Raw genomic sequence first — 26,181 nt, forward strand, 5'->3', positions numbered from 1 at the left:
CACAAAAAAACGCCGCAGCCTTTNCGCGCCGCCATACTGGATCAGCCTTCGCGATTACGCGTCAGCAGCGCAGGCTTTTCACCCCGTGGCCGGCTTGGCAATTGCTCCAGCTGCTCGGCGGTGGGGAAACGATCGATCTTCGATTCCTTGTGCACGATCACCGGTTGGCTCGGGTTGCGCGAGTCAGCTACCACCGGTTCCTGGCGTGGTTGCTCGTCACGTGCCGGGCGGCGGTTGCGCGGGTTGCTTTCGCGACGGGGCTGGCCGTCACGCGCGCCACCTCCGTTGCTGCGCGGGCCACGCTTGGCACCGGCGTTGTCACCCGTGCCAGCCGGACGCGCGGCGCTACCGCTGCGCGGCGCACCACCGGCAGGACGACCCTGGCGAGGCGCGGCTGCAGGCGCGGCAGCACCGGCCGGAGCCGAGGCGCCGGGACGACGACCACGGCCCTGGTTCTTGCCCTGATAGGGGCTGACGTAATCCGCGCGGTTGCCGAAGTTGTCCACTTCGTCATCGAGGAATTCGTCCGGCGCACGGTTGGCGGAAACAGTCGGTTCTACGGCCGGGCGCGCAGCTTGGGGCTGACGGGGCTTCTGGTCACGGGGTTGGCGTTCAGAACGCGCCCCGGCGGGCTTTTCCTTGCCTTTGTCCTTCCCTTTGTCCTTGCGTCCACCACCGGCATTGCTGCTGCCGTCGCCGCGTGGCGCGCGAGCGCCGCGAGCATTGTTGGCCTGAGGGCGTTCACGCACCTCGGGTTTTTCCGCTTCCACGGTGCTGGCATCGAAGCCCATCAGATCACCGTCCGGGATCTTCTGCCTGGTCATGCGCTCGATGCTCTTGAGCAGCTTCTCTTCGTCCGGCGCGACCAGCGAGATCGCCTCGCCACTGCGGCCGGCACGGCCGGTACGGCCGATACGGTGCACGTAGTCTTCGTCAACGTTGGGCAGCTCGAAGTTGACCACGTGCGGCAACTGGTCGATGTCCAGGCCACGGGCAGCAATGTCGGTGGCAACCATGATGCGTACGGCACCGGCCTTGAAGTCTGCCAGGGCCTTGGTGCGTGCGTTCTGGCTCTTGTTGCCGTGGATCGCCACGGCGCTCAGGCCATGCTTCTCCAGGTACTCGGCCAGGCGGTTGGCGCCGTGCTTGGTACGGGTGAACACCAGTACCTGCTCCCACGCGCCCTGAGTGATCAGGTGCGCCAGCAGCGAACGCTTGTGGCTAGAGGCCAGGCGATAGACGCGCTGTTCGATGCGCTCGACCGTGGTGTTGGGCGGCGTGACCTCGATGCGCTCGGGGTTGTGCAGCAGCTTGCCGGCCAGGTCGGTGATGTCCTTGGAGAACGTCGCAGAGAACAGCAGGTTCTGACGCTTGGACGGCAGGCGCGAGAGTACTTTCTTGACGTCGTGCACGAAGCCCATGTCGAGCATGCGGTCGGCTTCGTCGAGCACGAGGATTTCAACGTGGGACAGATCGACACTGCCCTGGCCACACAGGTCGAGCAGGCGGCCGGGGCAGGCCACCAGCACGTCGACACCGCGGGACATGGCCTGAACCTGCGGGTTCATGCCGACACCGCCGAAGATGCAGGCGCTGACGAATTTGAGGTCGCGGGCATAGGTCTTGAAGCTGTCGTGAACCTGGGCGGCGAGTTCGCGCGTCGGAGTCAGGACCAGCACGCGCGGTTGGCGCGGGCCGTGACGTTGGGATTTGTCCGGGTGACCACCTGGGAACAGCCGTTCCAGAATCGGAAGGGCGAAACCGCCGGTCTTACCTGTACCTGTCTGAGCGGCGACCATCAGGTCGCGGCCTTGCAACACGGCGGGAATGGCCCGCTGTTGCACCGGGGTGGGCTGGGTGTAGCCCGCTGCCTCGATGGCGCGGACTAGAGCCTCGGAGAGACCGAGGGAAGCAAAGGACATGAGTAATCCTGTTCTAGTAGGGGCTTATGCCCGAGGGATAATCTTGCCTGGCGCGACGGGTGTGTGATGACACTGTCGCGTCCGGTCCTGCTGGGGTTGCAAAGGGGGCATCACGAAGCGGTGCGCGGGCGCAAGCCCAGCTGGCAGGTGCTTCGGGAGGCCTTGGCAAGGCCGAGCGGCCGGACGTAAGCCTGGCACAAGGGCCGAGTATAACAGAGCAATCACATTGCGCTGCTTTCACGCTGCCCAGCGGTGTTCGCAGGCGATTGCCGGAGGATCTGCGGCGCAGCGGAAGGTAGCGTTTTACCACTCATTGGCGCATCGGCATAGCGTGCCAGCAACTGCGCGTAGGCTGGCTCCAGTTTGAACCGGCGCAGTTCCGCGGCGAAGCGCTGCACCAGCAGGTCCATCCCGGCGCCGCGGCGTACCGCCAGAAACTGCGGGTTGCTGCCGATCTCCATGGGCAGGCGACTGACCCGCTGCTCCAGGCCCAGACGCTTGACGGTGTACTCCCCCACCCGGCGGTCGGTGATCAGCAGGTCGATGCGTGCCTTGGCCAGCTTGCCGAAGTTGGCTTCCTGGCTGGGCCCGCTCTCGCGGATCACGCCAGGCGCCTGGGCGAACTCGTCACCGTAGTCGTACCCGGCCGTGATGCCCACGGTCAGCCCCTTGAGGTCGGTCATGCTCTGCACGGAGTGAGGGCGATCGTTGGCCTGGTAGAACACCCATTCCACCTCCGACAGCGGCTCCCTGGGGTAGAACAGGCTGGCGTCGCGTTCGTTGGTCTGGAAAATATCGAGGATGCCGTCGGCCTGGCCTTGATCGAGCATGGCCAGGCAGCGTTTCCACGGCAGGAACTGCCATTGCACTTGAATGCCCAGGCGCTCGAAGATCAGCGCGGTGATGTCGTAGTCGATTCCCTGCGCCTTACCGTGTTCCTCGAAGGCGTAGGGCGCCCATGAATCGGTGACGATACGCAGCGTTTCGCCGTGGGCCTGCAGGCACCAGCAAAGGAGAAGCGCAGAGGGCAACGAGCGGAGGATGGCAACCATGGGCCGGAGATTACGACGGCTGGCTCCGCTTGAAAAGGTCTGCGCCGGGCTTTCAGGACTTTTGCCGGCTCGTCAGGTGCTGATAGATGGAGCTGCGGCGGCGGCCCAGCAGTAAACGAACGCCGGGATGCCCCAGCCACTGCTCCAGTTGCCTGGGCTGCAGCGGCGTGCGCATGCGCCGCTCGACGTTGTCCTGGGCCTTTTCCCACCAGACGGGTGCGCAGGCCTGGTCGAATTCGTTGGCATGGGGGTAGCAGCCATACAGCACTTCGCGCACGAACTGCCGCTGATGACCGGGCAGCAGCAGGGTCACGGCCTTGAACAGCAGGCGTTGCGCAGCGGGCGGACGCGGCAACTGGGCGGTGACCTGCCGGGTATCGTCCAGCGCAGCAGGATCGAGCGGCACGTTTTGGTGCTTGCGCAGCCACGCCATGACCTTGGCCCGAAACAGCTGCTTGCGGCTCCAGTAATGGTGGATCAGGTCGGGGCACTCGCGCAGGGCGTAATGCCGGTAGGCGGCGATGCCCAGGCAGAACTCCTCCAGGATGTAGGCGCCCTGGGCCCGCGGGTACAGGTCGTCCATCAGCTCGATCGAGCGCTGCAGCAGACAGGCATCGTCGGCATGCAGGCCGATCACCCCGGAGTTGATCAGGGGCATCTGGTCATCGGCCAGGCCGCGCGCCTGCAGTTCTTCGCTCAATGCGCTGTACAGCACGCTTTCCCGGCAGTCGCCATAGCGGATACCGATCGCGTTGCACAGCAGGCTCCCCGGCGCGATACGCTCGAACAGCGCCAGTGGCGACTGATGGAAGAAGGTGTCGGTGTCGATCAGCAGGGCGACTTCGGATTCGCGCAGCACTTCGAGCAGTGCCATGTGCTTGATGCGAAAGTGGTAACCGTGCGGTTGCATCCACGCCTTGCGGGTGGCCGCGTCGAAATTGCGCACGCGCACCGGCAGGTCGCCGTAGGGCGCGGGGTCGTCGGTGAACACCTGGATATCTATGCTGTGACCGGGTGTTTCACGTAGACGCGCCAGGGCGCTGCAGATGCTGAAGATGGCTTCCCGGTGATAGGTGTCGGCACCGAACACGAGGTAGACCAGTTGCGGGCGAGAAGAGCGGGTTTGAGTGACCATGGACCTGATTCTGATGCTGATGAACGACGAAAAAAGGCCCCGGCAATGTGCCGAGGCCCTGAGGCCGCCTGAGAAGACTCAGCTGCTGAGTTTCAGATTGTTCCATACGGCCAGGCTGGGTTCTGCCTGGTTAAGGGTATAGAAATGCAGGCCCGGTGCGCCGCCCTGCAATAAACGCTCACACATCTGCGTGATCACTTGCTCGCCGAACGCCTGGATGCTTTTTACGTCATCGCCGTAGGCTTCCAGCTGCTTGCGCACCCAGCGCGGGATTTCTGCGCCGCAGGCGTCGGAGAAACGCGCCAGCTTGCTGTAGTTGGTGATCGGCATGATGCCGGGCACGATCGGAATGTTCACGCCCAGCTTCTGCACACGCTCGACGAAGTAGAAGTAGCTGTCGGCGTTGAAGAAGTACTGAGTGATTGCGCTGCTGGCGCCGGCGTTGGCCTTGCGCGCGAAGTTGACCAGGTCATCTTCGAAATTGCGCGCCTGCGGGTGCATCTCGGGGTAGGCCGCCACTTCGATGTGGAAGTGGTCGCCGGTTTCGGCGCGAATGAACTCGACCAGGTCGTTGGCATGGCGCAGCTCGCCGCTGGACATGCCCATGCCCGAAGGCAGGTCGCCGCGCAGGGCAACGATGCGCTTGATGCCCGCCGCCTTGTACTGGTCGAGCAGGCCTCGCAGGTCTTGCTTGCTGTCGCCCACGCACGACAGGTGCGGAGCGGCGGGAACATTGACTTCGTTTTCCAGCTGCAGAACGGTATTCAACGTGCGGTCGCGGGTCGAACCGCCAGCGCCGTAGGTGCAGGAGAAGAAATCGGGTTTGTAGGCAGCCAATTGGCGGGCAACGCCCATCAGCTTTTCATGCCCGGCATCGGTCTTGGTCGGAAAGAACTCGAAGCTTAAGGGACGATCTTGAGACATGGCAGTTTCTCGGTAAACCCATCGAGCGGGCCAGGGTTGGCTGGCCCGCCGTGTCAACGTTGCAGAAGCTTAGTAGCGATAGGCTTCTGGCTTGAACGGACCTTCGACGGTGACGCCGATGTAGTCGGCCTGCTTCTGGGTCAGCTGGGTGACCACGCCGCCGAAGCCGCGGACCATTTCCAGGGCCACTTCCTCGTCGAGTTTCTTCGGCAGCACTTCGACGGTCAGGCGCGCAGCCTTGCCGTTGGCGTCCAGGTCGGCAAATTTCTGCTCGAACAGGAAGATCTGCGCCAGCACCTGGTTGGCGAACGAGCCGTCCATGATGCGGCTTGGGTGACCGGTGGCGTTGCCCAGGTTAACCAGACGGCCTTCGGCCAGCAGGATCAGGTAGTCGTCGTTCTGCGCGTCGAAACTGCCGGCACCGGTGCGGTGGATCTTGTGCACCTGCGGCTTCACCTCTTCCCATGCCCAGTTCTTGCGCATGAAAGCGGTGTCGATTTCGTTGTCGAAGTGACCGATGTTGCAGACCACGGCACGCTTCTTCAGCGCCTTGAGCATGTTGGCATCGCAGACGTTGACGTTACCGGTGGTGGTGACGATCAGGTCGATCTTGCCCAGCAGGGCCTTGTCGATGCTCGCTTCGGTGCCGTCGTTGATGCCGTCGATGAATGGCGAAACCAGCTCGTAGCCATCCATGCAGGCTTGCATGGCGCAGATCGGGTCGACTTCGGAAACCTTGACGATCATGCCTTCCTGACGCAGCGACTGGGCCGAGCCCTTGCCCACGTCACCGTAGCCGATCACCAGCGCCTGCTTGCCCGACAACAGGTGGTCGGTGCCGCGCTTGATGGCGTCGTTGAGGCTGTGACGGCAGCCGTACTTGTTGTCGTTCTTGCTCTTGGTCACCGAGTCGTTGACGTTGATGGCCGGGATCTTCAGTTCGCCCTTGGCCAGCATGTCCAGCAGGCGGTGCACGCCGGTGGTGGTTTCTTCGGTCACGCCGTGGACCTTGTCCAGCATGGCCGGGTATTTCTTGTGCAGGATTTCGGTCAGGTCGCCGCCGTCGTCCAGGATCATGTTGGCATCCCATGGCTGGCCGTCCTTGAGGATGGTCTGCTCGATGCACCACTCGTATTCTTCCTCGGTTTCACCTTTCCAGGCGAACACCGGGATACCGGCGGCAGCGATGGCTGCCGCGGCCTGATCCTGGGTGGAGAAGATGTTGCACGAGGACCAGCGCACTTCGGCGCCCAGGGCGACCAGGGTCTCGATCAGCACGGCGGTCTGGATGGTCATGTGGATGCAGCCCAGGATTTTCGCGCCCTGGAGCGGCAGCTGGCCGGCGTATTTGCGGCGCAGGCCCATCAGTGCAGGCATTTCCGACTCGGCAATGATGGTTTCGCGACGGCCCCAGGCAGCCAGGGAGATGTCGGCGACTTTGAAATCGGAAAAACCAGCAGGCGTAAGTACAGCGCTCATTAAGAGCCTCCATTCGTAAGGTTCGAATGGGCGCCGTTGTGTGCGTTTGGCGTCCCCAGGCAAGGCCTGAAAGGACAACGCCCCATCCGAGCCTGACAGGTCGAGCCTGCTGCAGCGCCCCTCGGACGGGTGGCGGGAACGGCCGGGAGTGGAAAGGGCCGTTGGGTGAATCGGTGGCGATTATATAGCGATGTGCCCAGCTGCCAAAGTATTTCTGACGATCAGCGCCGGATCGATAATGGTATTCATAGGCAAAGCTCAATGGAGCCGGGCGCCGCGGTCTGCCATGATTCGAGCCACTTAAGGTGAAGAACAGAGGAGCCAGCATGAATTTTCATACGCGCAAATGGGTAAAACCCGAAGACCTCAACCCCAACGGCACCTTGTTCGGTGGCAGCCTGCTGCGCTGGATCGACGAGGAAGCGGCCATCTACGCCATCGTCCAGTTGGGCAATCAGCGCGTGGTGACCAAGTACATCTCCGAGATCAACTTCGTCAGCGCTTCGCGCCAGGGCGACATCATCGAGTTGGGCATCACGGCGACCGAATTCGGGCGGACCTCCATCACCCTGACGTGCGAAGTGCGCAACAAGATCACCCGCAAGAGCATCCTGACGGTGGACAAGCTGGTGTTCGTCAACCTCGGCGAAGATGGCCTGCCGGCACCCCACGGACGCAGCGAAATTCGCTACATCAAGGATCAGTTCGACACCGTCGGCTGAGTTCACGGGGATGACCCACGGTCAGGGCCGAAGCCGCGTATTGCCTGGCTTCTGGCCGACCGGTGGCGTTGCTGGCGGGCGGGTATTTCTGTACTGTACATAAAAACAGTATCGGGAAATTTCATGCAATTGATCGATAAGCTCAGCATCCTCGCCGACGCCGCCAAGTACGATGCCTCGTGCGCCAGTAGCGGTGCGCCCAAGCGCAGCTCGGAAGGCAAGGGCGGACTGGGCTCGACCAATGGCATGGGCATCTGCCACAGCTACACGCCGGACGGCCGCTGTGTATCGCTGCTCAAGATCCTGTTGACCAACTTCTGCCTGTTCGACTGCCAGTATTGCGTCAACCGCCGCTCCAGTGACGTGCCGCGGGCGCGCTTCACGCCCGAGGAAGTGGTGCGGCTGACGGTGGATTTCTATCGCCGCAACTGCATCAGCGGGCTGTTCCTGAGCTCGGGCATCATTCGCTCGGCCGACTACACCATGGAGCAGTTGATTCGCGTCGCACGCCTGCTGCGCGAGGAACATCAGTTTCGCGGTTACATCCACCTCAAGACCATTCCCGAAGCGGATCCGGCGCTGATCGCCGAAGCCGGTCGCTATGCCGATCGCTTGAGCGTGAACATCGAGCTGCCCACCGATGCCAGTCTGCAGACCCTGGCCCCGGAAAAGGACGTGGCTTCGATCAAGAAAGCCATGAGCACCATCTACACCGGTCAGCAGACCGTGCTCAACGAGCCGCGCGCGCCGCGTTTCACACCGGCCGGGCAGAGCACGCAGATGATCGTCGGTGCCGACCAGACCGATGACAGCACCATCCTGCACAGCGCCGAGTCGCTGTACGGCAACTTCGGCCTGAAGCGGGTCTACTATTCGGCGTTCAGCCCCATTCCCAACAGCCCCAAGAGCGTGCCGCTCGCAGCACCGCCGCTGATGCGCGAGCACCGCCTCTATCAGGCCGACTTCCTGCTGCGCAGCTATGGCTACAAGGCGGACGAATTGCTGTCCGGTCCGGGCGACCTGGCGCTGGACATCGACCCGAAACTGGCCTGGGCGCTGGAAAACCGAAGCGTTTTTCCGTTGGACCTGAACCGTGCCGAACCCGCGCTGATCGCGCGCATACCCGGTATCGGCCTGCGTACCACCAAGCGCCTGGTGGAGCTGCGCCGGCAGCGGCGGATTCGCTATGAAGACCTGACCCGCCTGCGTTGCGTGCTGGCCAAGGCGAAGCCGTTCTTCATCACCAGCGACTACCACCCACAGCAGGCCGAGATTTCCACCTTGTTGCTGCGCGACCAACTGCGTGATCGCCCGCAACCCCAGCAGTTGGGGCTGTGGGGATGATATGCCTGGACTGCGACGACCTCTTCGCGACCTGGCGGCAACAGGCGCGCTGGCTGCTCAGCCACCAGATCGATCCGAGTCATGTGGGCTGGAACACCGTGGCGGACCTGTTCGCCACGGACGAGCACTACCCGGCGGAAATCGGGCCATTCCAGGCGCGTATTCCCCTGGCGCTCATCGAGCTGCTGGAAAGCGCCGCGCAGTACCGTGGCGAGCAACGCTGGAGCCTGTTGTACGAAGTGCTCTGGCGCGTCAGTCACGGCGATCGCACGGCGATGCTGGCGGGTGATCGCTTGGGCAGTGAACTGCACCGGCGTATCAAGCAGGTGCGACGCGAAAGCCATCATCTGCATGCCTTCCTGCGTTTCGTCGAGCTGCCGGTGGCTGCCGAGGGGCCACCGGGCCCCGAGTACGTGGCCTGGCACGAACCGGCCCACGACATTCTGGCCCTCGCCAGCGAGCATTTCATCGGACGCATGGGGCGCAGTCGCTGGCTGATCGCAACGCCGCAGGACGGGGTCTATTACGACGGCACTCAGTTGATCCACGAACGGCAATGCCCATTGGAGTGGCAGCAACTGGCGCAGCAGGCGCACGACCCGCAGGGCGAGCTGTGGCTGACCTATTACAGCCACATCTTCAATCCTGCGCGCCTGAATCCCAAGGTCATGCAGGGCCACCTGCCCACCCGCTTCTGGAAGAACCTGCCCGAAGGGGCGTTGATTCCCGGCCTGATCAGCGATGCGCGCACCGGCAAGCAGCGCGATGGCCAGGCCAGCGACATCGGCAAGCGCCAGGGCAAACGCATCGGCCGCTCGGTGTAGCCGACAACCGGCTAGACCGATTGCAGGTGCACTTCGCCCAGTGCGCTGCCCAGTGGGCCGAAGCTGCGCTCGATCATTTCCCGGCGACCTGCGGCATCGACGATGACCACGGTGCTGGCCCGGGTCCCGTAGCTGGCGCCGGTAATGAATACGCTCGACAGCAACCGCTCGGTGGCCAGGCCCACGCCGGTGTCGGGCAATGCATGCTCGGGCGCCTGGGCCGGGTCAGCCAGCATGTCCAGCAGCGCATGGGGCTGGCTGCCCAATGCCTCTAGCCCCTGACGGGCCTTCACCAGCTTGGGCCATGGCGTATCGAGCCCGGCATTGGACAACCCATAGGTGCCCGCCGACAGATACTGCGGGGTGCCCGCGGCAGAGTGCAGGTAGCACAGGCGCTGGCCATCGCCGAGCAGCAGATTGAATCCGGCATACTCGTCCAGGCGGTCCATGACACGCTGCAGGTAATCGTCGATCGACCCTGTGCCGGTGAGAAACCCTGCGACCAGATCACCTCTGGAGCGCCGGGCGGGCGGCTGGCCAGGTCGGCGGATATTGGTCAGGGCGGCGATGCGTTGCTCGGGCCCGATGCCCAGCCAGGTACCGCCGGCTTCCAGATCCCGCCCGGCATGGACGCCGGGGTGTTCCTGCCACTGGGACAGGGGCGCCGTGGGCCGTGCGTGGAATTCGTCACGGTTGCCCGCCAGCACCAGCGGGTGGGCGTCACCGGGCTGCCAGGTGAAAACGATCAGGCACATACGTGGAAATCCTTGTAGTTTGGCTTCACTCTACCGATCCCCGGCGCGCCTATCCATCGCTGCAAGGTGGAGCGTGGGGCACCGGTTCCGGTAACATGCCGAACTGTTTACGGGGGCAACCATGGAATTCGCGCTGTATCTACTGCTCGGTGCCTGCGCTGGCGTACTGGCCGGCCTGTTCGGCGTGGGCGGCGGTATCATCATCGTGCCCGTGCTGGTGTTCAGCTTCACCTTGCAGGGCTTCGATGCCTCGGTACTGACGCACCTGGCGGTGGGCACCTCGCTGGCCACCATCGTGTTCACCTCGATCAATGCCATTCGTGCCCATCACCGGATGAAAGCGGTGCAGTGGCCTGTGGTCGGCTGGATGACCCTGGGCATCGTGGTGGGCGCAGGCATCGGCGCGTTCACCGCGTCGTTGATCCAGGGCCCGCACCTGCAGAAAATCATCGGCGTGTTCGCCGTGCTGGTGTCCGTGCAGATGGCGTTGGACTTCAAGCCCAAGGCCACGCGCCAGGTACCTGGCAAACTGGGTCTGGGCGTGGCCGGCACGGTGATCGGTTGGGCTTCGGCCATATTCGGCATCGGCGGCGGCTCGTTGACCGTGCCATTCCTGACCTGGCGCAGCGTGCCCATGCAGCAGGCCGTCGCGACGTCCTCGGCGGTCGGCCTGCCGATCGCCCTGTTCAGCGCGACAAGTTTCATGGTGCTGGGCTGGCACGAGCCGGGCCTGCCAGCGCATAGTTTCGGATTCGTCTACCTGCCGGCCCTGGCGGGTATCGCCGTGACCAGCATGTTTTTCGCCAAATACGGTGCCCGCCTGGCGCACAAGTTATCGCCACGCGTGCTCAAACGCCTGTTCGCCGCGCTGCTGTTCAGCGTCGGCATGAGTTTTTTGCTTAGCTGAGGAATCGCAATGCTGCCTTACCCGCAGATCGACCCGGTGGCACTGGCCATCGGACCGCTGAAAATCCACTGGTACGGCTTGATGTACCTGGTGGGCATTGGTGGCGCCTGGTTGCTGGCCTCGCGCCGGCTCAACGGTTTCGACCCGACCTGGACCAAGGAAAAGCTCTCGGACCTGGTGTTCTGGTGCGCAATGGGGGTGATCCTCGGCGGCCGCCTCGGCTACGTGCTGTTCTACGATCTGGAGCAATACATCGCCAACCCGACTTTGATATTCGAGGTGTGGAAGGGCGGCATGTCGTTCCATGGCGGGCTGTTGGGCGTGATGCTGGCCGCGTGGTGGTTCGGCAAGAAGAACGACAAGTCGTTTTTCCAGCTGATGGATTTCATCGCCCCGTTGGTCCCGATCGGGCTGGGCGCCGGGCGTATCGGCAACTTCATCAACGCCGAGCTGTGGGGCAAGGCCACCGACGTGCCATGGGCCATGATCTTCCCGCCCTTCAGCGATCCCGCACAGCTGCCCCGTCACCCCTCGCAGCTCTACCAATTTGCGTTGGAAGGCGTTGCACTGTTCATCATCCTCTGGTTGTTCTCGCGCAAACCGCGGCCGACCATGGCGGTGTCCGGCATGTTCGCGCTGTTCTACGGAATCTTCCGTTTTATCGTCGAATTCGTCCGTGTGCCCGATGCGCAGCTGGGCTACCTGGCGTGGGGCTGGCTGACCATGGGACAAGTGCTGTGTCTGCCGATGATCCTGGGCGGCCTGGGGTTGATCTGGTGGGCCTACCACCGCACGCCGGCGGCTCCGCGTCCGGCCGTTTGATTCTTTTTGCCTGGGCGCAACTGCGGTTGCGCCCTGAACGATGCAGGTAAGTCATGAAGCAATATCTGGAACTGGTCGCCCACGTCATCAAGAACGGCACCTTGCAAAGCAACCGCACCGGCGTGCGCACCATCAGTTTCCCGGGTGCCATGCTGCGGTTCGACCTGCAGGAAGGCTTTCCGGCGATCACCACTCGGCGACTGGCATTCAAGTCGGCTATCGGCGAGATGGTCGGGTTTCTGCGCGGGGTCAACAATGCCGCTGAATTCCGCGCCTTGGGCTGCAAGGTCTGGGACCAGAATGCCAACGAGAACGCTCAATGGCTGGCCAACCCGTTCCGCCAGGGCGAAGACGACCTGGGCGAGATCTATGGTGTGCAGTGGCGCCAGTGGCCGGCCTACAAGCGCATCGCACTGAGCAACCCGGCGGCGATCGAGCTGGCCACCAGCCAGGGCTATCGGCAGATCGCCCAGGCCGAGGAAAACGGCGAAAGCTTCGTGGTGCTGTACAAGGCCATCGACCAGATTCGCCAGTGCGTCGACACCATCATCAAGGACCCTGGCAGCCGGCGGATCCTGTTCCACGGCTGGAACTGCGCTCAGCTCGATGAAATGGCGCTGCCGCCTTGCCATCTGCTGTACCAGTTCCACCCCAATCCGGAAACCCGCGAGATCTCGCTGACGTTGTACATCCGCTCCAACGACCTGGGCCTGGGCACGCCGTTCAATCTCACCGAAGGCGCCGCGCTGCTGTCCCTGATTGGTCGCCTGACGGGCTACACGCCACGCTGGTTCACCTACTTCATCGGCGACGCCCATGTGTACGAGAACCATCTGGACATGCTCAACGAGCAGATGAAACGCGAGCCACTGCCAGCGCCCAGGCTGGTGATCTCCGACCGCGTGCCCGAGTTTGCCAAGACCGGGGTGTACCAACCCGAGTGGCTGGAGCTGATCGAACCGAGCGATTTCGCCCTCGAAGGCTACGAACACCACGCGCCACTGACTGCGCCGATGGCAGTGTGATCACGCCCTAATGAGGGAGCGAAACATTGTGTGATCCCCTGTGGGAGCGGGCTCTGCCCGCGAAAGGCGCGCCGCGGTATACCTGATGCACCGCGGTGCCCTTTTCGCGGCCACGGACCGCTCCTACGGAATTGTGTGATCTCCTGTGGGAGCAGGCTCTGCCCGCGAAGGGCGCGCTGCGGTATGCCTGACAAAGCGCGGCGTCCTTTTCGCGGCCGCTGACCGCTCCTACGAGATTGTGTGATCTCCTGTAGGAGCGGGCTCTGCCCGCGAAGGGCACGCCGCGGTATGCCTGATGCACCGCGGTGCCCTTTTCGCGGCCACGGACCGCTCCTACGGGATTGTGTGATCCTTTGTGGGAGCGGGCTCTGCCCGCGAAGGGCGCGCCGCGGTATGCCTGACAAAGCGCGGCGCCCTTTTCGCGGCCGCTGACCGCTCCTACGGGGTTGTGTGATCCCCTGTAGGAGCGGTCACCGGCCGCGAAACAGACACCGCGATTCGACTACCTTGATGCCCTTGTGAAGATATTCATCCCCCCGACGTCAGTCTCGATCTGCTCCCAGCCAAGCCGCCGGTAGTACGCCGACTTTTCCTCGACGGCGCATAGATACACTCGTTCGACACCCGCCGCCTTCGCTCGCTGCAGGCCGGCTGCAAGCAACGCCGCGCCAACGCCCTGGGTGCGGCTTTCGGCCTCTACCCACAGCGCCGCCAGCCAGGGCGAATACTGAACCCATTCATCCATGTCCGAGGCGATCAGCGATACCGTGCCCACGAACCGCTCGCCTGCATGAGCGACCAAAGTGGTGGGAATGGGCTCGGAACGCAGACTGTTATCCAGAAGCGTCAGCACATCCTCCAGGGTATAGCCGTCTTCCTTCCACCAGGCTTGCCACAGCCGCTCGCCTACGACTGCAAGAAAGCCAGGTTCAGTGCGCAGATCGGATAGTTGAAAGTGAAGCGCGGAGCGATTCATGGCAGCTTCTTTTTTTGCACGTAACCGACCAATTGCGTGTGCAGCGTCAGTTTCAGGGCCGCTAGGGTTTCGACACTCATGGCAAGTCATCCCAGGGGTTTTCCGGATAGTTGTGCACAGGTCGGTCATCTTCGAAGTACACCGGTGCGCCTGCCAGGATCTTTTCGATCAGCTTGAGTTGATCCTTGGGTACCAGGACCATGCTGGCGTCCAGACCTTCGGCAATCAGGTCGAGGGTGTTGAGCCGCGGGTTGCCGTCTTTCTCGATTTTTCCGTATTGCTGGCGGGTGAGGCCTGTGCGCAAGGGCATGTCCTGGATCTGAAGGCCCAGTTGTTGGCGGCGGTTGCGGATCTGTTGCAGAAGTGTGGTTAGCATGAGCTAAGTATGAGCCTTATATGGCTCATTTTAAACGGTATGAGCCATATAATATTCACATCCCGGATGGCTCGAATGCCAGGATATATCTGATGAACCGCGGCGCCTGTTTCGCGGCCACGGACCGCTCCTACGGGATTATGTGACCTCCTGTGGGAGCGGGCTCTGCCCGCGAAGGCCGCGCTGCGGTATGCCTGACGAAACGCAGTGCTCTTTTCGCGGGCAGAGCCCGCTCCCACAGGCTGTGTTCAGTCGTTCAATGCCCGTGGCTGCGGCCTACATGGGAGTGTTCTGCATCGGGAACGGTGACGGCGCCGCTGATTTCCAGGCGCTGAAGGATTGCGCAGTGTTCTTCGGCAGTGCCACCGTGACATTTCTGGCGCAGGGCAACGAGTTGGTCCTGCAAGGCCACCAGACCATCTATGCGTGCCTTGACATGATGAATGTGCTCGTCGATCAGGTCGTTGACGCTCTGGCATTGGTCCTGGGGGCTGTCGCGCAGGGTCAGCAGATCGCGGATTTCATCCAAGGTCATGTCCAGGATGCGGCAATTGCGAATGAAGGTGAGCCGCTCGACATGGGCCTGGGTGTAGAGGCGGTAGTTGCCATCGCTGCGGGCGGGCAGGGGCAATAGCTTTTCGCGTTCGTAGTAGCGGATGGTTTCGACCTGACAGTCGGTGATTTTCGCCAGTTCTCCGATTTTCATGCTTATGACCTGCAAAAAGGTGCTTGACCCTATAGTGGCTACAGGGTGTTCACTTGGCAACCTGCACTTCAGGGAATTGCGACCAATGAGCCACCCCACCTCCGGCCATGCCCACGATCATAAGCACGAGCACGAGCACGAGCACGAGCACGAGCACAGCCCTGCGCCAGCCAGTCATTGCTGCGCAGGCAAGGCAACGGCGCCCACGACCGTCCAGCTCGCGCCCGGCGATAGCCAGGATGCTCGGCTGAGTCAGTTCCGCATCGAAGCCATGGACTGTCCGACCGAGCAGACGCTGATCCAGAACAAGCTTGCCAAGCTGGCAGGCGTGCAACAGCTGGATTTCAACCTGATCAATCGGGTGCTCGGCGTGCGCCATTCGCTGCCCGATACCCAGGCGATCGAGAGCGCCATCAAATCGCTGGGCATGCATGCCGAACCTATCAGCGGGGACGAACCTGCCGCCAATGCGCTGCCAGCGCCACGCAAGCCCTGGTGGCCGCTGGCGCTCTCGGGCGTGACGGCGGTCGCGGCCGAAGTGGTCCATTTCACCCAGGCGGCGCCGACTTGGGTCGTGGCATTGCTGGCATTGGTATCGATTGCCAGTTGCGGTCTGACCACCTACAGCAAGGGCTGGATCGCGCTGAAGAACGGCAACCTCAACATCAATGCGTTGATGAGCATCGCGGTGACCGGTGCCGTGTTGATCGGCCAGTGGCCGGAAGCGGCGATGGTGATGTTCCTGTTCACCGTGGCCGAGCTGATCGAAGCCAAGTCCCTGGATCGCGCGCGCAATGCGATTGGCGGTCTGATGCGCCTTACGCCGGACACGGCGACGGTCCGTCAGGCGGATGGTCAGTGGCTTGAGCAGGACGTGAAAGCGGTCGCACTGCAGGCCATCGTGCGTGTACGTCCGGGTGAGCGTATTGGCTTGGATGGCGAGGTGACCGCTGGTCAGTCGAGCATCGATCAAGCGCCTATTACCGGTGAGAGCTTGCCGGTGGAGAAGGGCGTCGGTGACAAGGTGTTCGCCGGCACCATCAATCAGGCGGGTTCGCTGGAGTTTCAGGTAACTGCCGCGGCTGGCCAGTCGACACTGGCGCGGATCATCCATGCAGTCGAGCAGGCGCAGGGCGCGCGGGCACCCACTCAGCGCTTTGTGGATAACTTTTCACGGATCTACACGCCGGTGGTGTTTGCCCTGGCTCTGCTTATCGCGGTCGTGCCGCCACTGGTGGGGTTGGGCGCGTGGTTCGACTGGATCTACCGCGCGCTGGTGCTGCTGGTTGTCGCCTGTCCGTGTGCGCTGGTGATTTCCACGCCTGTCACCATCGTCAGTGCCTTGGCCGCTGCTGCGCGCAAAGGCATCCTGGTCAAGGGGGGCGTGTACCTGGAAGGTGGCCACAAGCTGGATTATCTGGCGCTGGACAAGACCGGCACGCTCACCCACGGCAAGCCGGTGCAGACCGACTATGCACTGCTCGATCAAGCCTTCGAGGGCCGCGCGCAGGCGATAGCCCAGGCCTTGGCGGCGCGCTCGGACCATCCGGTGTCACGGGCGATTGCCGGTGATCACAACGGGACAGATACCACCGTGATCCTGGATGATTTCCAGGCATTGCTCGGGCGCGGCATCAAGGGCCAGGTGGACGGGCAGACCTATCACCTGGGCAATCACCGGCTGGTGGAAGAGCTGGGTCAGTGCTCGCCTGTGCTGGAGGAGCGGCTTGATCGACTGGAGCGTGAAGGCAAGTCGGTGGTGGTGTTGCTCGGGCCGCAGGGTCCGGTGGCGCTGTTCGCGGTGGCCGATACCGTCAAGCAGACCAGTCGCGAGGCCATAGCCCAGTTGCATGCCCTGGGCATCAAGACGGTGATGCTGACCGGGGACAACCCGCACACCGCCAAGGCGATTGCCGCCCAAGTGGGTATCGATCAGGCCATTGGCGATCTGTTGCCTGCCGACAAGCTCAAGGCCGTGGAACAGCTGTACGCCCAAGGACATCGGGTTGGCATGGTCGGTGACGGCATCAATGATGCGCCGGCGCTGGCGCGGGCCGAGATCGGTTTCGCCATGGCGGCGGCGGGCACCGATACCGCCATTGAAACCGCCGATGTCGCATTGATGGATGATGATCTGCGCAAGATTCCGGCATTCATCCGGCTGTCGAGGCAGACCCGTTCGGTGTTGTTGCAGAACATTGTGCTGGCGCTGGCGATCAAGGCAGTGTTTTTGCTGATGACCGTGGCCGGTATGGCAACGCTGTGGATGGCGGTGTTTGCCGACATGGGTGTGAGTCTGCTGGTGGTGTTCAATGGGCTGCGGTTGCTGCGCAAGTGACGTTGCACTGCGGTGTACCTGTGACTGCGCGGCGCTCTTTTCGCGGCCGATGACCGCTCCCACAGAGATCGCGGAGTTCCTGTGGGAGCGGTCATCGGCTGCGAAAGGCTCACCGCGATGCATCTGACACACCGCGGCGCTCTTTTCGCGGCCACTGGCCGCTCCTATAGAGACCGCGGAGTTCCTGTGGGAGCGGTCATCGGCCGCGAAAGGCTCACCGCGATGCATCTGACACACCGCGGCGCTCTTTTCGCGGCCACTGGCCGCTCCTACGGGGTTGTCAGAGCTGCTGGGCCAGCGCCTCGATCTGCTCTTCGCGCTCGCGTTGGCTCAGGTGCTTGTGGCCGTTGAGCGAGGACCATTGCGGATAGGCGCGCGCCTTGTTCAGGGCTTCGGGCAGCTTACCTTCGCGCCAGGTCTGCTCTTGTGGCGCCGCCACTTCGATGGTGCCCATGGCGGCATGGCCACGGGCATCGAGGGCTTTCACCAGCTGTTGTTGGCGCAACGCCAGCAGCCGTAGCACGTTGTCGTCCACGGTCAGTTCGCGCTCGCCCTTGAACTTGCCCAACAAGCGCGCGCCATAGCCCCGTGCGGTTTGCAGCGCGCCGCCGGCAATGGCCCCAGCGATGGCCGCCATGCCCAGGGTCAAACCGCCCACCAGCAGGTCGACGCCAGCGCCCGCCGCTGCGCCGGCCGCAATGCCGCCGCCGACCTTCACCCCCAGCTGCTTGAGCGTATCGGGGTTGAACAGATCGTCTCCCCAGCGCCCGTCCGACAGCGGCAGGTCGCCTGCCGAGGCATCCTGGCTGCGGAAGGCATACAGTTTCAGCAAGGCTTCCACGCAGCGCTGCTCGCGTGTGCGCACCGCTTGGCGAAGGTCTTCGATGGCGCCCGCCGCTGCATCACTGGTAACGCTGCGACGACAGGCCGCGCAGTCGATCAGCAGTTCGGCAATCAACCGCCGCGCGCTGCCCTGACGCACCAGCCGTTGCGCCTGCTGATCGTCGATCAGCCGTTGCAGGGCCGGACGGGAGTGCTCCAGCAGCAAGGCCAGGCTTTCATAAAGACGTCGTTCACCGTCTTCGGGCGGCGCCACGCTGTCGAAGCGCACCAAGGCATGCAAACCGAGTCGGGCCAGGGCCTCGCGCCAATCCCCCTCGCGCTGCTGGCTGCTGCTGACGAAATTGAGCACTGGCAGTAGCGGTTTCCCGCAGCTTGCCAGCACTTCCAGCTCATCCCGGTACTTGGCCAGCACCGGCTCGCGTGCGTCGATCACGTACAGGCCCGCATCGGAAGCCAATAACTGGCGCAGCACCTTGGCCTCCTGCTCGAAGCGTTGGCGCGCTTCGCTGCCCTGCAGAAACCGCTCGACCCGCGCCGGACCGTCGAGACGCTCGCCGGGGCGATCCAGACGCTCCACGAATTCCAGCAAGGCAATGGCATCTTCCAATCCAGGGGTGTCGTAGAGCTCCAACAAGGCATCGCCATTCACTGAAAGACGTGCGCCTTCCACATGTCGTGTGGTGCTGGGCCGGTGTGACACTTCGCCAAAACCCACGTCGCGGGTAAGCGTACGCAGAAGGGACGTCTTGCCGACGTTGGTATGGCCGACCACGGCCAGGGTCAGGGGCTTACTCATGGCCTGTCTCCAGCCAGTGCAAGGGTGTCGATTGATCCACAGCCAGGTCCAGAGCATCCAGGCCAGTCTGCCAGTCGCCGAGGCGTTGTGGGTCGAGGGACTGGCCAGGCGGCGCGGGTAACAACCACACTCGGGTAACCGTGGCGCACCGGGCCAGTTCGGCAATCAGGCCAAGACTGCCGCGATCCGGCGAGCGCCGCGGATCGCAGGCGATCACCAGCCGCGCGGGCGGAAAGCGGGTCATCTGTTCCAGCAGCCGCTGGCGCGACTCGCGGCTGTCGAGCACGCCGGCATCCTGAATGCCGGGCGCCAGGACAGGTGGCCACGGATGCTGGCCGTCGAGCTCCAGTGCTACCAACACAGCGCCGCTGCTCGACTCGCTGGCTGCTTGAGTGGTGACATGCGGCAACGTGTCGGGCGCCTCATCGCGCACGCCCAAGCGTTCGCTGCTGGGCATCAGCCGTTCGCGCAGTTGGCTGTAGCCGGGCAGGCTGGTATCCAGGGTCAAACCCGCGCGGCCTCGGCGCCAACGCCATTGGCAGAACGCGGCCAGCACCAGGCGCGGGCCGATACCGAACACCAGCAGCACGCCGACCAGCCAACCGGCCCAGGCCTGGCGTGCGCCTTCGATGTTGGTCGCCTGATCGCCACTGGCGCGGATCATGTCGATGTCCGGCACACTGAAACCCAGCAGCGCGGGCACGGCGCCCAACATCTGAGTCAAATCGATGAAGGTGTCCGCACCCAGAATGGTGGTCTCCCAGACAAAACCATAACGTCGGGTGGCCAGCAGCAACAGCAGCACGGCCAGTGCGCTGAGCAAGGCCAGCAGCCACAGCCCATGCACCAGCGTGCCCAAGGCCCAGCGGTTGAGTCGTCGCCGCTGCAGCAGCAGTACCAGCGCCGGCGCCAGATGCACGGCTTGTGCATCACGCGCCAGTTTCTCGCTCAGCCACAACCACAGTCGGCCCAGCACCGCACCGTGTCCACCAGACGCGACCAGCCCCAGCAGCCAGCTCAGCAGCAGAATGAGGTTGAGCCCCAACAGGCTGCCCAGCGCCCAGAACACGTTGACGGGCTGCAGGCCGTTGCCCAGCGCTGCGAATGCCAGGCCTGCGCCGCTGAACACGGCCAGTACGGCCAGCAGCAGCATCGCCAGTCGCGCCCCCTGTAACCAATGGCCCAGGGCCTGGCGCTGGCCATCGCGTTCGGCCAGCAGCAAAGCGCGATGCTCGATGCGCGCGGCCAGGTCGCCGCCTTGCTGACGTGCCCGGCGGTTGGCTTCCAGGTCTTCCAAAGGGCCTGCCTGCTCTTCGCGCAGGCGGATGGCTTCACTGAGCCAGAGTCGATGCAATGCAGTGGGTGCGCTCACGCGTTTTTCCAGGCGGCCGATTCGTCGTGAGCATAACCCAAGGAGGCTCTGCTATTCTGCCGGCCATGAAGACATCTCTCCCTTTAAGCCTGATCGCCGCGCTCGCCGAGAACCGCGTGATCGGCATCGACAACAGCATGCCCTGGCACCTGCCGGGGGATTTCAAGTATTTCAAGGCAACCACCCTGGGCAAGCCGATCATCATGGGTCGCAAGACCTGGGACTCGCTGGGCCGCCCACTGCCGGGGCGCCTGAACCTGGTGGTCAGCCGACAGCCGGACCTGCAACTGCCGGGTGCCGAAGTGTTCATTTCTCTGGAGGCGGCCATCGAGCGTGCCGAAGCCTGGGCTCGCGAACAGGGCGCAGAGGAAGTGATGCTCATTGGTGGCGCCCAGCTGTACGCGCTGGGCCTTGGTCAGGCGGATCGCCTGTACCTGACGCGGGTAGCCTTGCAACCGGAAGGGGACGCCTGGTTTCCCGAGTTCGACGAGAACCTATGGCAGAGGGTGTCGAGCGTGCCTAACGAAGCGGTCGACGACAAGCCGGCCTACGCGTTCGAGGTATGGGAGCGCAGATGATCGGGTGGCCTGTTCGCGCCGCCTGTTCCAGAGGGCGTCCACGAACAGGCGGCACCGGTTACGCCGAAGCCAGTTCCTTGTGCTCATCGGCCGCCAGCAGAGCCTTGTCGGTCTGACCCATCACTTGGCTGGTGATGGTGCCCGCCGCCATCGATCCGCTCACGTTCAGGGCTGTGCGGCCCATATCGATCAACGGTTCGACCGAAATCAGCAGCGCCACCAGGGTAACCGGCAAGCCCATGGCTGGCAGTACGATCAATGCAGCGAAGGTCGCGCCGCCGCCCACCCCGGCCACACCGGCCGAGCTCAGGGTGACGATGCCCACCAACGTGGCGATCCACAGCGGATCCAGTGGGTTGATCCCAACCGTGGGCGCGACCATCACCGCCAGCATGGCTGGATACAGGCCGGCGCAACCATTCTGGCCGATCGTCGCGCCAAAGGAGGCGGCGAAGCTGGCGATCGCTTGAGGCACCCCCAAGCGACGAGTCTGCGCCTCGATGCTCAGTGGAATGGTCGCCGCGCTCGAGCGGCTGGTGAAGGCAAAGGTCAGCACCGGCCAGACCTTGCGGAAGAATCTCAGCGGGTTGACCCCGGCAAGGCTCAACAGCAGCCCGTGCACCGCGAACATCAATGCCAGACCGATGTACGACACCACCACGAAACTGCCCAGCTTGACGATGTCCTGCACGTTGGAACTGGCGACCACCTTGGCCATCAGGGCCAGCACACCGTAGGGCGTCAGCTTCATCACCAGCCGCACCAGCCGCATCACCCAGGCCTGCAGCACGTCGATCGCACCCAGCACTTTCGCCCCTTTGTCGGCATCGTCCTTGAACAGCTGCAAGGCCGCCATGCCCAGGAACGCGGCAAAGATCACCACGCTGATGATCGACGTGGGCTTGGCCCGCGCCAGATCGGCGAAAGGATTCTGCGGAATGAACGAGAGCAGCAGTTGCGGCACATTGAGATCGGCGACCTTGCCCGCGTAGTCGCTCTGGATCGTCGCCAGGCGTGCCGTTTCCTGAGCCCCGGCTACCAGGCCTTCGGCGCTCAGGCCGAACAGGTTGGTCAGGCCGATACCGATCAGCGCGGCGATTGCGGTGGTGAACAGCAGCGTGCCAATGGTCAGGAAGCTGATCTTGCCCAGCGAAGAGGCGTTATGCAGACGGGCCACTGCGCTGAGGATGGATGCAAAGATCAGCGGCATGACGATCATCTGCAGCAACTGCACATAACCGTTGCCGACCAGTTCCAGCCAACTGATGGTGCTTTTGAGCACAGGGTGGCCGGCACCGTAGACGGTGTGCAGGCCGATACCGAACAGAACGCCCAAGGCAAGGCCCAGCAAGACCTTCTTGGCCAGGCTCCAGTCGGTGCGACGCGTTTGTGCCAGACCCAGCAGCAAGGCCGCGAAGATCAGCAGGTTCAACAGCAGGGGCAGGTTCATGTCAGCTCCGAAAGATTGACGACCGCGGCTCTACGGACGCTGGTCAATCGCGAATGCTAACACCCTGAATCGAAAGGCAATTAATACCGGATTGGAAAATCGTTAGGCGTTTTTGGAATAAGAGCATGAGCCCCGACAGCACAAGGCCGGTCTTCACTTGAAGCTGCGTGAAGACCGGCCTGCGGGGTCCGGCTAGTGAACAGCGGCTTACAGCCCGTCGAGCATCGCCTTGTTGCGTACCGCACCCTTGTCGGCGCTGGTGGCCAGCAGGGCATAGGCCTTGAGTGCGGTGGTCACCTTGCGTGGACGCACCTCGACCGGCTTCCAGCCTTTCTTGTCCTGTTCGGCACGACGGGCAGCCAGTTCGGCATCGTCCACCAGCAGGTTGATCGAGCGGTTGGGAATGTCGATCAGCACCTTGTCGCCGTCCTGCACCAGGCCAATGGCACCACCCGCCGCCGCCTCAGGCGAGGCGTGGCCGATCGACAGACCGGACGTGCCGCCCGAGAAACGTCCGTCGGTGAGCAGCGCGCAGGCTTTGCCCAGGCCCTTGGACTTGAGGTACGACGTCGGGTACAGCATCTCCTGCATGCCCGGCCCACCCTTGGGGCCTTCGTAGCGGATGATCACGATGTCACCGGCCTGCACTTCGTCGGCGAGGATGCCACGCACCGCGCTGTCCTGGCTTTCGAAGATCTTGGCGTTGCCCTCGAACACATGAATGGACTCATCCACGCCGGCGGTCTTCACCACGCAGCCATCCATTGCGATGTTGCCGTAGAGCACGGCAAGGCCACCTTCCTGGGAGTAGGCGTGTTCGAAGCTGCGGATGCAGCCGTTTTCGCGGTCGTCGTCCAGGGTGTCCCAGCGGGTCGACTGGCTGAAGGCGGTTTGCGTCGGGATGCCACCGGGGCCGGCCTTGAAGAAGTGGTGCACCGCTTCGTCGGTGGTCTGGGTGATGTCCCACTTGGCGATGCCTTCGGCCATGCTGCGGCTGTGCACGGTCGGCAGGTCGGTGTGCAGCAGGCCGCCACGGGCCAACGAGCCGAGGATGCTGAAGATGCCGCCAGCGCGGTGCACGTCTTCCATATGGTACTTCTGGATGTTCGGCGCGACCTTGCACAGCTGCGGCACGGTACGCGACAGGCGATCGATGTCGCGCAGGTCGAACTCGATCTCGGCTTCCTGGGCAGCGGCCAGCAGGTGCAGGATGGTGTTGGTCGAACCACCCATGGCGATATCCAGCATCATGGCGTTTTCGAATGCCTTGAAGTTGGCGATATTGCGCGGCAGGACCGACTCGTCGTCCTCGCCGTAGTAGCGTTTGCACAGCTCGACGATGGTGCGGCCCGCCTGCAGGAACAGCTGCTCGCGGTCACTGTGGGTCGCTAGGGTGGAACCGTTGCCCGGCAAGGCCAGGCCCAGGGCTTCGGTCAGGCAGTTCATCGAGTTGGCGGTGAACATGCCTGAACACGAACCGCAGGTCGGGCAGGCGCTGCGCTCGTATTCGGCGACCTTTTCATCCGAAGCGGTATCGTCGGCGGCGATCACCATGGCGTCGACCAGGTCCAGGCCGTGGCTGGCCAGCTTGGTCTTGCCAGCTTCCATCGGCCCGCCGGAAACGAAGATTACCGGAATGTTCAGGCGCAAGGCGGCCATCAGCATGCCAGGGGTGATCTTGTCGCAGTTGGAGATGCACACGATGGCATCGGCGCAGTGGGCGTTGACCATGTACTCGACCGAGTCGGCGATGATCTCGCGGCTGGGCAGGGAATACAGCATCCCGTCGTGGCCCATGGCAATGCCGTCGTCCACGGCAATCGTGTTGAATTCCTTGGCCACGCCGCCGGCGCGCTCGATTTCGCGTGCAACCAGCTGACCGAGATCCTTGAGGTGCACATGCCCCGGCACGAACTGGGTGAACGAGTTGGCGATGGCAATGATCGGTTTCTTGAAATCGTCGTCCTTCATGCCAGTGGCACGCCACAGCGCGCGGGCACCGGCCATGTTGCGACCGTGGGTGGACGTTTTCGAGCGATAGTCAGGCATGGAACGACTCCGGGCGGCTAATCGGGTTGCAATGAGGGATTGAGCTTTTCCTGGTCCGCGGCACGCTCGGGCGGTGTGTTGCCGTGCTTGCGGATGAGGCCGGTAACGCTGCGGGATCGCCACGCGTTCGGCCGAGCTCATAAACCCGCCGGGGGATGATTGGCGATGAGTAGGACGATTCTACACCCATGGGGGAAGGATGGAACGTGGGGCGCGGCAAGTAATCGGCACTAAGGCCTGACGCGGCCAGGCCCTCTTGATTCTCCGTAGGAGCGGTCCGTGGCCGCGAACCAGGCGCCGCGGTGCATCAGCCAGTGCGCGTCGTCCTTTTCGCGGCCGATGACCGCTCCCACGGAAGACACAATTCTCTGTAGGAGCGGTCCGTGGCCGCGAACCAGGCGCCGCGGTAGGTCAGCTATTAGGCAACAACCGGCACGTAATGCTCTTGATGTACCGCGTTTCCGGAATCGCTGGGTGCACCGGATGGTCCGGGCCCTGGCCGCCGCGTTCCAGCAGCTGGATGTTGCGGTCCAGGTGGCGGGCGCTGGTCAGCAGGATGTTCTGCAGGTCGTCTTCGGGCAGGTGCATGGAGCACGACGCGCTGACCAGGATGCCGTCCTTGCTGAGCAGGCGCATGGCTTGCTCGTTGAGACGACGGTACGCGCCTTCGCCGTTCTTCAGGTCTTTCTTGCGCTTGATGAACGCGGGCGGGTCAGCCACGATCACGTCGAAGCGTTCTTCGGCGGCCTTCAGCTCCTTCAAGGCTTCGAACACGTCGCCTTCCACGCAGGTGACTTTTTCGGCGAAGCCATTGAGCGCGGCATTGCGCTCCACGCCATCGAGGGCGAAGCCCGAGGCGTCGACGCAGAACACTTCGCTGGCGCCGAAGGCACCGGCCTGCACGCCCCAGCCGCCGATGTAGCTGAACAGGTCGAGCACGCGTTTGCCCTTGACGTACGGCGCCAGGCGCGCGCGGTTCATGCGGTGGTCGTAGAACCAGCCGGTCTTCTGGCCTTCCATCACCGGTGCCTCGAACTTCACGCCGTTCTCTTCCAGGGCGACCCACTCCGGCACCACACCAAAGGCGCTCTCCACGTAGCGCTCCAGGCCTTCGGCATCGCGGGCGGCCGAGTCATTCTTGAACAGAATGCCGCTGGGTTTGATCACCTGGATCAATGCGGCCATCACATCGGCCTTGTAGCGTTCCATGGTGGCCGAAGCCAGCTGCACCACCAGGATGTCGCCGAAGCGATCCACCACGAGGCCCGGCAGCAGGTCGGAATCACCGAATACCAGGCGATAGAACGGCTTGTCGAACAGACGCTCGCGCAGCGACAGACACACGTTGAGGCGGTGCACCAGCAGCGACTTGTCCAGGCTCAGCTTGACGTCGCGCGACAGCAAGCGAGCGCAGATCAGGTTGTTCGGACTCATTGCAACCACGCCCAGGGGCTTGCCACCCGCCGCTTCGAGAATGGCCTGATCGCCCGCCTGGAAACCGTTCAGCGGGGTCGCGGCCACGTCGATCTCGTTGCTGTAGACCCACAGGTGGCCGGCGCGCAGGCGGCGGTCGGCGTTGGCTTTGAGGCGAAGGCTGGGCAGGGACATGAAGTCGCTCCGGAAAAAAGAGCGGGAGTATAACCCGTCGCCCCAGCCGCCGAGGGCTCATTCGACAAATGACCCGGTGCGCACGGTGGGCGCTGCGAGCCTTAACGGTTAGAATTCCCGGGGTGTCCGATGCGTCGAGCCTGGGACACGATTGCCTATCGATCCGCGTTTCGCATCA

General features: G+C 63.4%; 22 protein-coding genes and 1 riboswitch. Of the genes, 8 read left to right on the forward strand and 14 right to left on the reverse strand.

The window, feature by feature from the left end:
* Positions 1 to 41: 41 nt before the first annotated feature.
* From IFT57_RS14795 to ahcY, 5 genes are all read right to left on the reverse strand, one after another.
* On the reverse strand, positions 42 to 1,922 hold the full coding sequence (locus IFT57_RS14795) for a DEAD/DEAH box helicase (RefSeq protein WP_192151895.1): 1,881 nt from the start codon (positions 1,920 to 1,922) through the stop codon (positions 42 to 44).
* Between the two features lie 221 nt (positions 1,923 to 2,143).
* On the reverse strand, positions 2,144 to 2,974 hold the full coding sequence (locus tag IFT57_RS14800) for a substrate-binding periplasmic protein (protein ID WP_192151896.1): 831 nt from the start codon (positions 2,972 to 2,974) through the stop codon (positions 2,144 to 2,146).
* A gap of 52 nt (positions 2,975 to 3,026) precedes the next feature.
* A complete protein-coding gene (locus IFT57_RS14805; protein ID WP_192151897.1) occupies positions 3,027 to 4,109 on the reverse strand; it encodes a hypothetical protein in 1,083 nt (360 codons plus the stop codon).
* A gap of 78 nt (positions 4,110 to 4,187) precedes the next feature.
* Entirely contained in the window at positions 4,188 to 5,033 is an 846-nt protein-coding gene (metF, locus tag IFT57_RS14810; protein WP_122480554.1) for a methylenetetrahydrofolate reductase [NAD(P)H], read from the reverse strand.
* A 69-nt stretch (positions 5,034 to 5,102) separates the two neighbouring features.
* The gene (ahcY, locus tag IFT57_RS14815; protein WP_122714478.1) at positions 5,103 to 6,512 is read right to left on the reverse strand and encodes an adenosylhomocysteinase; all 1,410 of its coding nucleotides are present in this window, start codon (positions 6,510 to 6,512) and stop codon (positions 5,103 to 5,105) included.
* Positions 6,513 to 6,533: 21 nt separating this feature from the next.
* Positions 6,534 to 6,641, reverse strand: a riboswitch (S-adenosyl-L-homocysteine riboswitch).
* Positions 6,642 to 6,838: 197 nt separating this feature from the next.
* Between ahcY and IFT57_RS14820 the strand changes: the two genes are divergently transcribed.
* The 3 genes from IFT57_RS14820 to IFT57_RS14830 all read left to right on the forward strand — a co-directional run bounded on the left by IFT57_RS14820 (position 6,839) and on the right by IFT57_RS14830 (position 9,402).
* Positions 6,839 to 7,234: an acyl-CoA thioesterase gene (locus IFT57_RS14820; RefSeq protein ID WP_122480552.1), complete on the forward strand. Its 396-nt coding sequence runs from the start codon at positions 6,839 to 6,841 to the stop codon at positions 7,232 to 7,234.
* Between the two features lie 123 nt (positions 7,235 to 7,357).
* Positions 7,358 to 8,578, forward strand: a complete 1,221-nt coding sequence (locus IFT57_RS14825) for a putative DNA modification/repair radical SAM protein (RefSeq protein ID WP_122480551.1) — start codon at positions 7,358 to 7,360, stop codon at positions 8,576 to 8,578.
* Entirely contained in the window at positions 8,575 to 9,402 is an 828-nt protein-coding gene (locus tag IFT57_RS14830; RefSeq protein ID WP_122480550.1) for a TIGR03915 family putative DNA repair protein, read from the forward strand. Before IFT57_RS14825 ends, IFT57_RS14830 begins: the two co-directional genes overlap by 4 nt.
* Positions 9,403 to 9,413: 11 nt before the next feature.
* Here IFT57_RS14830 and IFT57_RS14835 read toward each other — a convergent pair whose 3' ends face one another.
* Positions 9,414 to 10,157, reverse strand: coding sequence for an NRDE family protein (locus tag IFT57_RS14835; protein WP_192151898.1), 744 nt, complete (start codon positions 10,155 to 10,157; stop codon positions 9,414 to 9,416).
* A gap of 121 nt (positions 10,158 to 10,278) precedes the next feature.
* Here IFT57_RS14835 and IFT57_RS14840 point away from each other — a divergent pair, with 121 nt between their 5' ends.
* The 3 genes from IFT57_RS14840 to IFT57_RS14850 are packed head-to-tail and all read left to right on the forward strand — an operon-like array spanning position 10,279 to position 12,911.
* Positions 10,279 to 11,064 (forward strand): sulfite exporter TauE/SafE family protein, encoded by a 786-nt coding sequence (locus IFT57_RS14840; protein ID WP_192151899.1) that lies wholly within the window; start codon positions 10,279 to 10,281, stop codon positions 11,062 to 11,064.
* Between the two features lie 9 nt (positions 11,065 to 11,073).
* Positions 11,074 to 11,886 carry a prolipoprotein diacylglyceryl transferase gene (gene lgt, locus IFT57_RS14845; protein WP_192048005.1) on the forward strand — a complete coding sequence of 271 codons (813 nt, stop codon included), beginning with the start codon at positions 11,074 to 11,076 and terminating at the stop codon, positions 11,884 to 11,886.
* A 53-nt stretch (positions 11,887 to 11,939) separates the two neighbouring features.
* Positions 11,940 to 12,911, forward strand: a complete 972-nt coding sequence (locus IFT57_RS14850) for a thymidylate synthase (RefSeq protein WP_192151900.1) — start codon at positions 11,940 to 11,942, stop codon at positions 12,909 to 12,911.
* A 502-nt stretch (positions 12,912 to 13,413) separates the two neighbouring features.
* Here IFT57_RS14850 and IFT57_RS14855 read toward each other — a convergent pair.
* The 3 genes from IFT57_RS14855 to cadR form a co-directional block, all read right to left on the reverse strand.
* Positions 13,414 to 13,887, reverse strand: a complete 474-nt coding sequence (locus tag IFT57_RS14855) for a GNAT family N-acetyltransferase (RefSeq protein WP_192151901.1) — start codon at positions 13,885 to 13,887, stop codon at positions 13,414 to 13,416.
* Between the two features lie 76 nt (positions 13,888 to 13,963).
* Entirely contained in the window at positions 13,964 to 14,263 is a 300-nt protein-coding gene (locus IFT57_RS14860) for a helix-turn-helix domain-containing protein (RefSeq protein ID WP_192151902.1), read from the reverse strand.
* Between the two features lie 256 nt (positions 14,264 to 14,519).
* Entirely contained in the window at positions 14,520 to 14,969 is a 450-nt protein-coding gene (cadR, locus tag IFT57_RS14865) for a Cd(II)/Pb(II)-responsive transcriptional regulator (RefSeq protein ID WP_122795909.1), read from the reverse strand.
* 85 nt (positions 14,970 to 15,054) lie between these two features.
* On the opposite strand from cadR, the gene IFT57_RS14870 reads away from it, so the two are divergent.
* The gene (locus IFT57_RS14870) at positions 15,055 to 17,307 is read left to right on the forward strand and encodes a heavy metal translocating P-type ATPase (protein ID WP_192151903.1); all 2,253 of its coding nucleotides are present in this window, start codon (positions 15,055 to 15,057) and stop codon (positions 17,305 to 17,307) included.
* 280 nt (positions 17,308 to 17,587) lie between these two features.
* On the opposite strand, the gene IFT57_RS14875 is transcribed toward IFT57_RS14870, so the two are convergent.
* Positions 17,588 to 18,946: a DUF3482 domain-containing protein gene (locus IFT57_RS14875; protein WP_192151904.1), complete on the reverse strand. Its 1,359-nt coding sequence runs from the start codon at positions 18,944 to 18,946 to the stop codon at positions 17,588 to 17,590.
* Positions 18,939 to 20,318 (reverse strand): DUF2868 domain-containing protein, encoded by a 1,380-nt coding sequence (locus tag IFT57_RS14880; protein ID WP_192151905.1) that lies wholly within the window; start codon positions 20,316 to 20,318, stop codon positions 18,939 to 18,941. Before IFT57_RS14880 ends, IFT57_RS14875 begins: the two co-directional genes overlap by 8 nt.
* Before the next feature lie 65 nt (positions 20,319 to 20,383).
* Here IFT57_RS14880 and IFT57_RS14885 point away from each other — a divergent pair, with 65 nt between their 5' ends.
* Positions 20,384 to 20,896 (forward strand): dihydrofolate reductase, encoded by a 513-nt coding sequence (locus tag IFT57_RS14885; RefSeq protein ID WP_122801359.1) that lies wholly within the window; start codon positions 20,384 to 20,386, stop codon positions 20,894 to 20,896.
* Positions 20,897 to 20,954: 58 nt separating this feature from the next.
* Here the strand turns inward: IFT57_RS14885 and IFT57_RS14890 are convergent, their stop codons facing one another.
* From IFT57_RS14890 to IFT57_RS14900, 3 genes are all read right to left on the reverse strand, one after another.
* Positions 20,955 to 22,346, reverse strand: coding sequence for an L-cystine transporter (locus tag IFT57_RS14890; protein WP_192151906.1), 1,392 nt, complete (start codon positions 22,344 to 22,346; stop codon positions 20,955 to 20,957).
* A 207-nt stretch (positions 22,347 to 22,553) separates the two neighbouring features.
* Complete coding sequence (gene ilvD / locus IFT57_RS14895) at positions 22,554 to 24,395, reverse strand: dihydroxy-acid dehydratase (protein ID WP_192151907.1); 1,842 nt, start codon at positions 24,393 to 24,395, stop codon at positions 22,554 to 22,556.
* Positions 24,396 to 24,806: 411 nt separating this feature from the next.
* Positions 24,807 to 26,003, reverse strand: a complete 1,197-nt coding sequence (locus IFT57_RS14900) for a class I SAM-dependent rRNA methyltransferase (RefSeq protein WP_122480530.1) — start codon at positions 26,001 to 26,003, stop codon at positions 24,807 to 24,809.
* Positions 26,004 to 26,181: the final 178 nt, after the last annotated feature.

The sequence above is a fragment of the Pseudomonas sp. CFBP 13719 genome, from assembly GCF_014842095.1.
Taxonomy (GTDB): domain Bacteria; phylum Pseudomonadota; class Gammaproteobacteria; order Pseudomonadales; family Pseudomonadaceae; genus Aquipseudomonas.

Coding starts and splice junctions, on each gene's coding strand:
- IFT57_RS14795 (WP_192151895.1), bottom strand. CDS start 1,922: ATGTCCTTTGCTTCCCTCGGTCTCTCCGAGGCTCTAGTCCGCGCCATC.
- IFT57_RS14800 (WP_192151896.1), bottom strand. CDS start 2,974: ATGGTTGCCATCCTCCGCTCGTTGCCCTCTGCGCTTCTCCTTTGCTGG.
- IFT57_RS14805 (WP_192151897.1), bottom strand. CDS start 4,109: ATGGTCACTCAAACCCGCTCTTCTCGCCCGCAACTGGTCTACCTCGTG.
- metF (WP_122480554.1), bottom strand. CDS start 5,033: ATGTCTCAAGATCGTCCCTTAAGCTTCGAGTTCTTTCCGACCAAGACC.
- ahcY (WP_122714478.1), bottom strand. CDS start 6,512: ATGAGCGCTGTACTTACGCCTGCTGGTTTTTCCGATTTCAAAGTCGCC.
- IFT57_RS14820 (WP_122480552.1), top strand. CDS start 6,839: ATGAATTTTCATACGCGCAAATGGGTAAAACCCGAAGACCTCAACCCC.
- IFT57_RS14825 (WP_122480551.1), top strand. CDS start 7,358: ATGCAATTGATCGATAAGCTCAGCATCCTCGCCGACGCCGCCAAGTAC.
- IFT57_RS14830 (WP_122480550.1), top strand. CDS start 8,575: ATGATATGCCTGGACTGCGACGACCTCTTCGCGACCTGGCGGCAACAG.
- IFT57_RS14835 (WP_192151898.1), bottom strand. CDS start 10,157: ATGTGCCTGATCGTTTTCACCTGGCAGCCCGGTGACGCCCACCCGCTG.
- IFT57_RS14840 (WP_192151899.1), top strand. CDS start 10,279: ATGGAATTCGCGCTGTATCTACTGCTCGGTGCCTGCGCTGGCGTACTG.
- lgt (WP_192048005.1), top strand. CDS start 11,074: ATGCTGCCTTACCCGCAGATCGACCCGGTGGCACTGGCCATCGGACCG.
- IFT57_RS14850 (WP_192151900.1), top strand. CDS start 11,940: ATGAAGCAATATCTGGAACTGGTCGCCCACGTCATCAAGAACGGCACC.
- IFT57_RS14855 (WP_192151901.1), bottom strand. CDS start 13,887: ATGAATCGCTCCGCGCTTCACTTTCAACTATCCGATCTGCGCACTGAA.
- IFT57_RS14860 (WP_192151902.1), bottom strand. CDS start 14,263: ATGCTAACCACACTTCTGCAACAGATCCGCAACCGCCGCCAACAACTG.
- cadR (WP_122795909.1), bottom strand. CDS start 14,969: ATGAAAATCGGAGAACTGGCGAAAATCACCGACTGTCAGGTCGAAACC.
- IFT57_RS14870 (WP_192151903.1), top strand. CDS start 15,055: ATGAGCCACCCCACCTCCGGCCATGCCCACGATCATAAGCACGAGCAC.
- IFT57_RS14875 (WP_192151904.1), bottom strand. CDS start 18,946: ATGAGTAAGCCCCTGACCCTGGCCGTGGTCGGCCATACCAACGTCGGC.
- IFT57_RS14885 (WP_122801359.1), top strand. CDS start 20,384: ATGAAGACATCTCTCCCTTTAAGCCTGATCGCCGCGCTCGCCGAGAAC.
- IFT57_RS14890 (WP_192151906.1), bottom strand. CDS start 22,346: ATGAACCTGCCCCTGCTGTTGAACCTGCTGATCTTCGCGGCCTTGCTG.
- ilvD (WP_192151907.1), bottom strand. CDS start 24,395: ATGCCTGACTATCGCTCGAAAACGTCCACCCACGGTCGCAACATGGCC.
- IFT57_RS14900 (WP_122480530.1), bottom strand. CDS start 26,003: ATGTCCCTGCCCAGCCTTCGCCTCAAAGCCAACGCCGACCGCCGCCTG.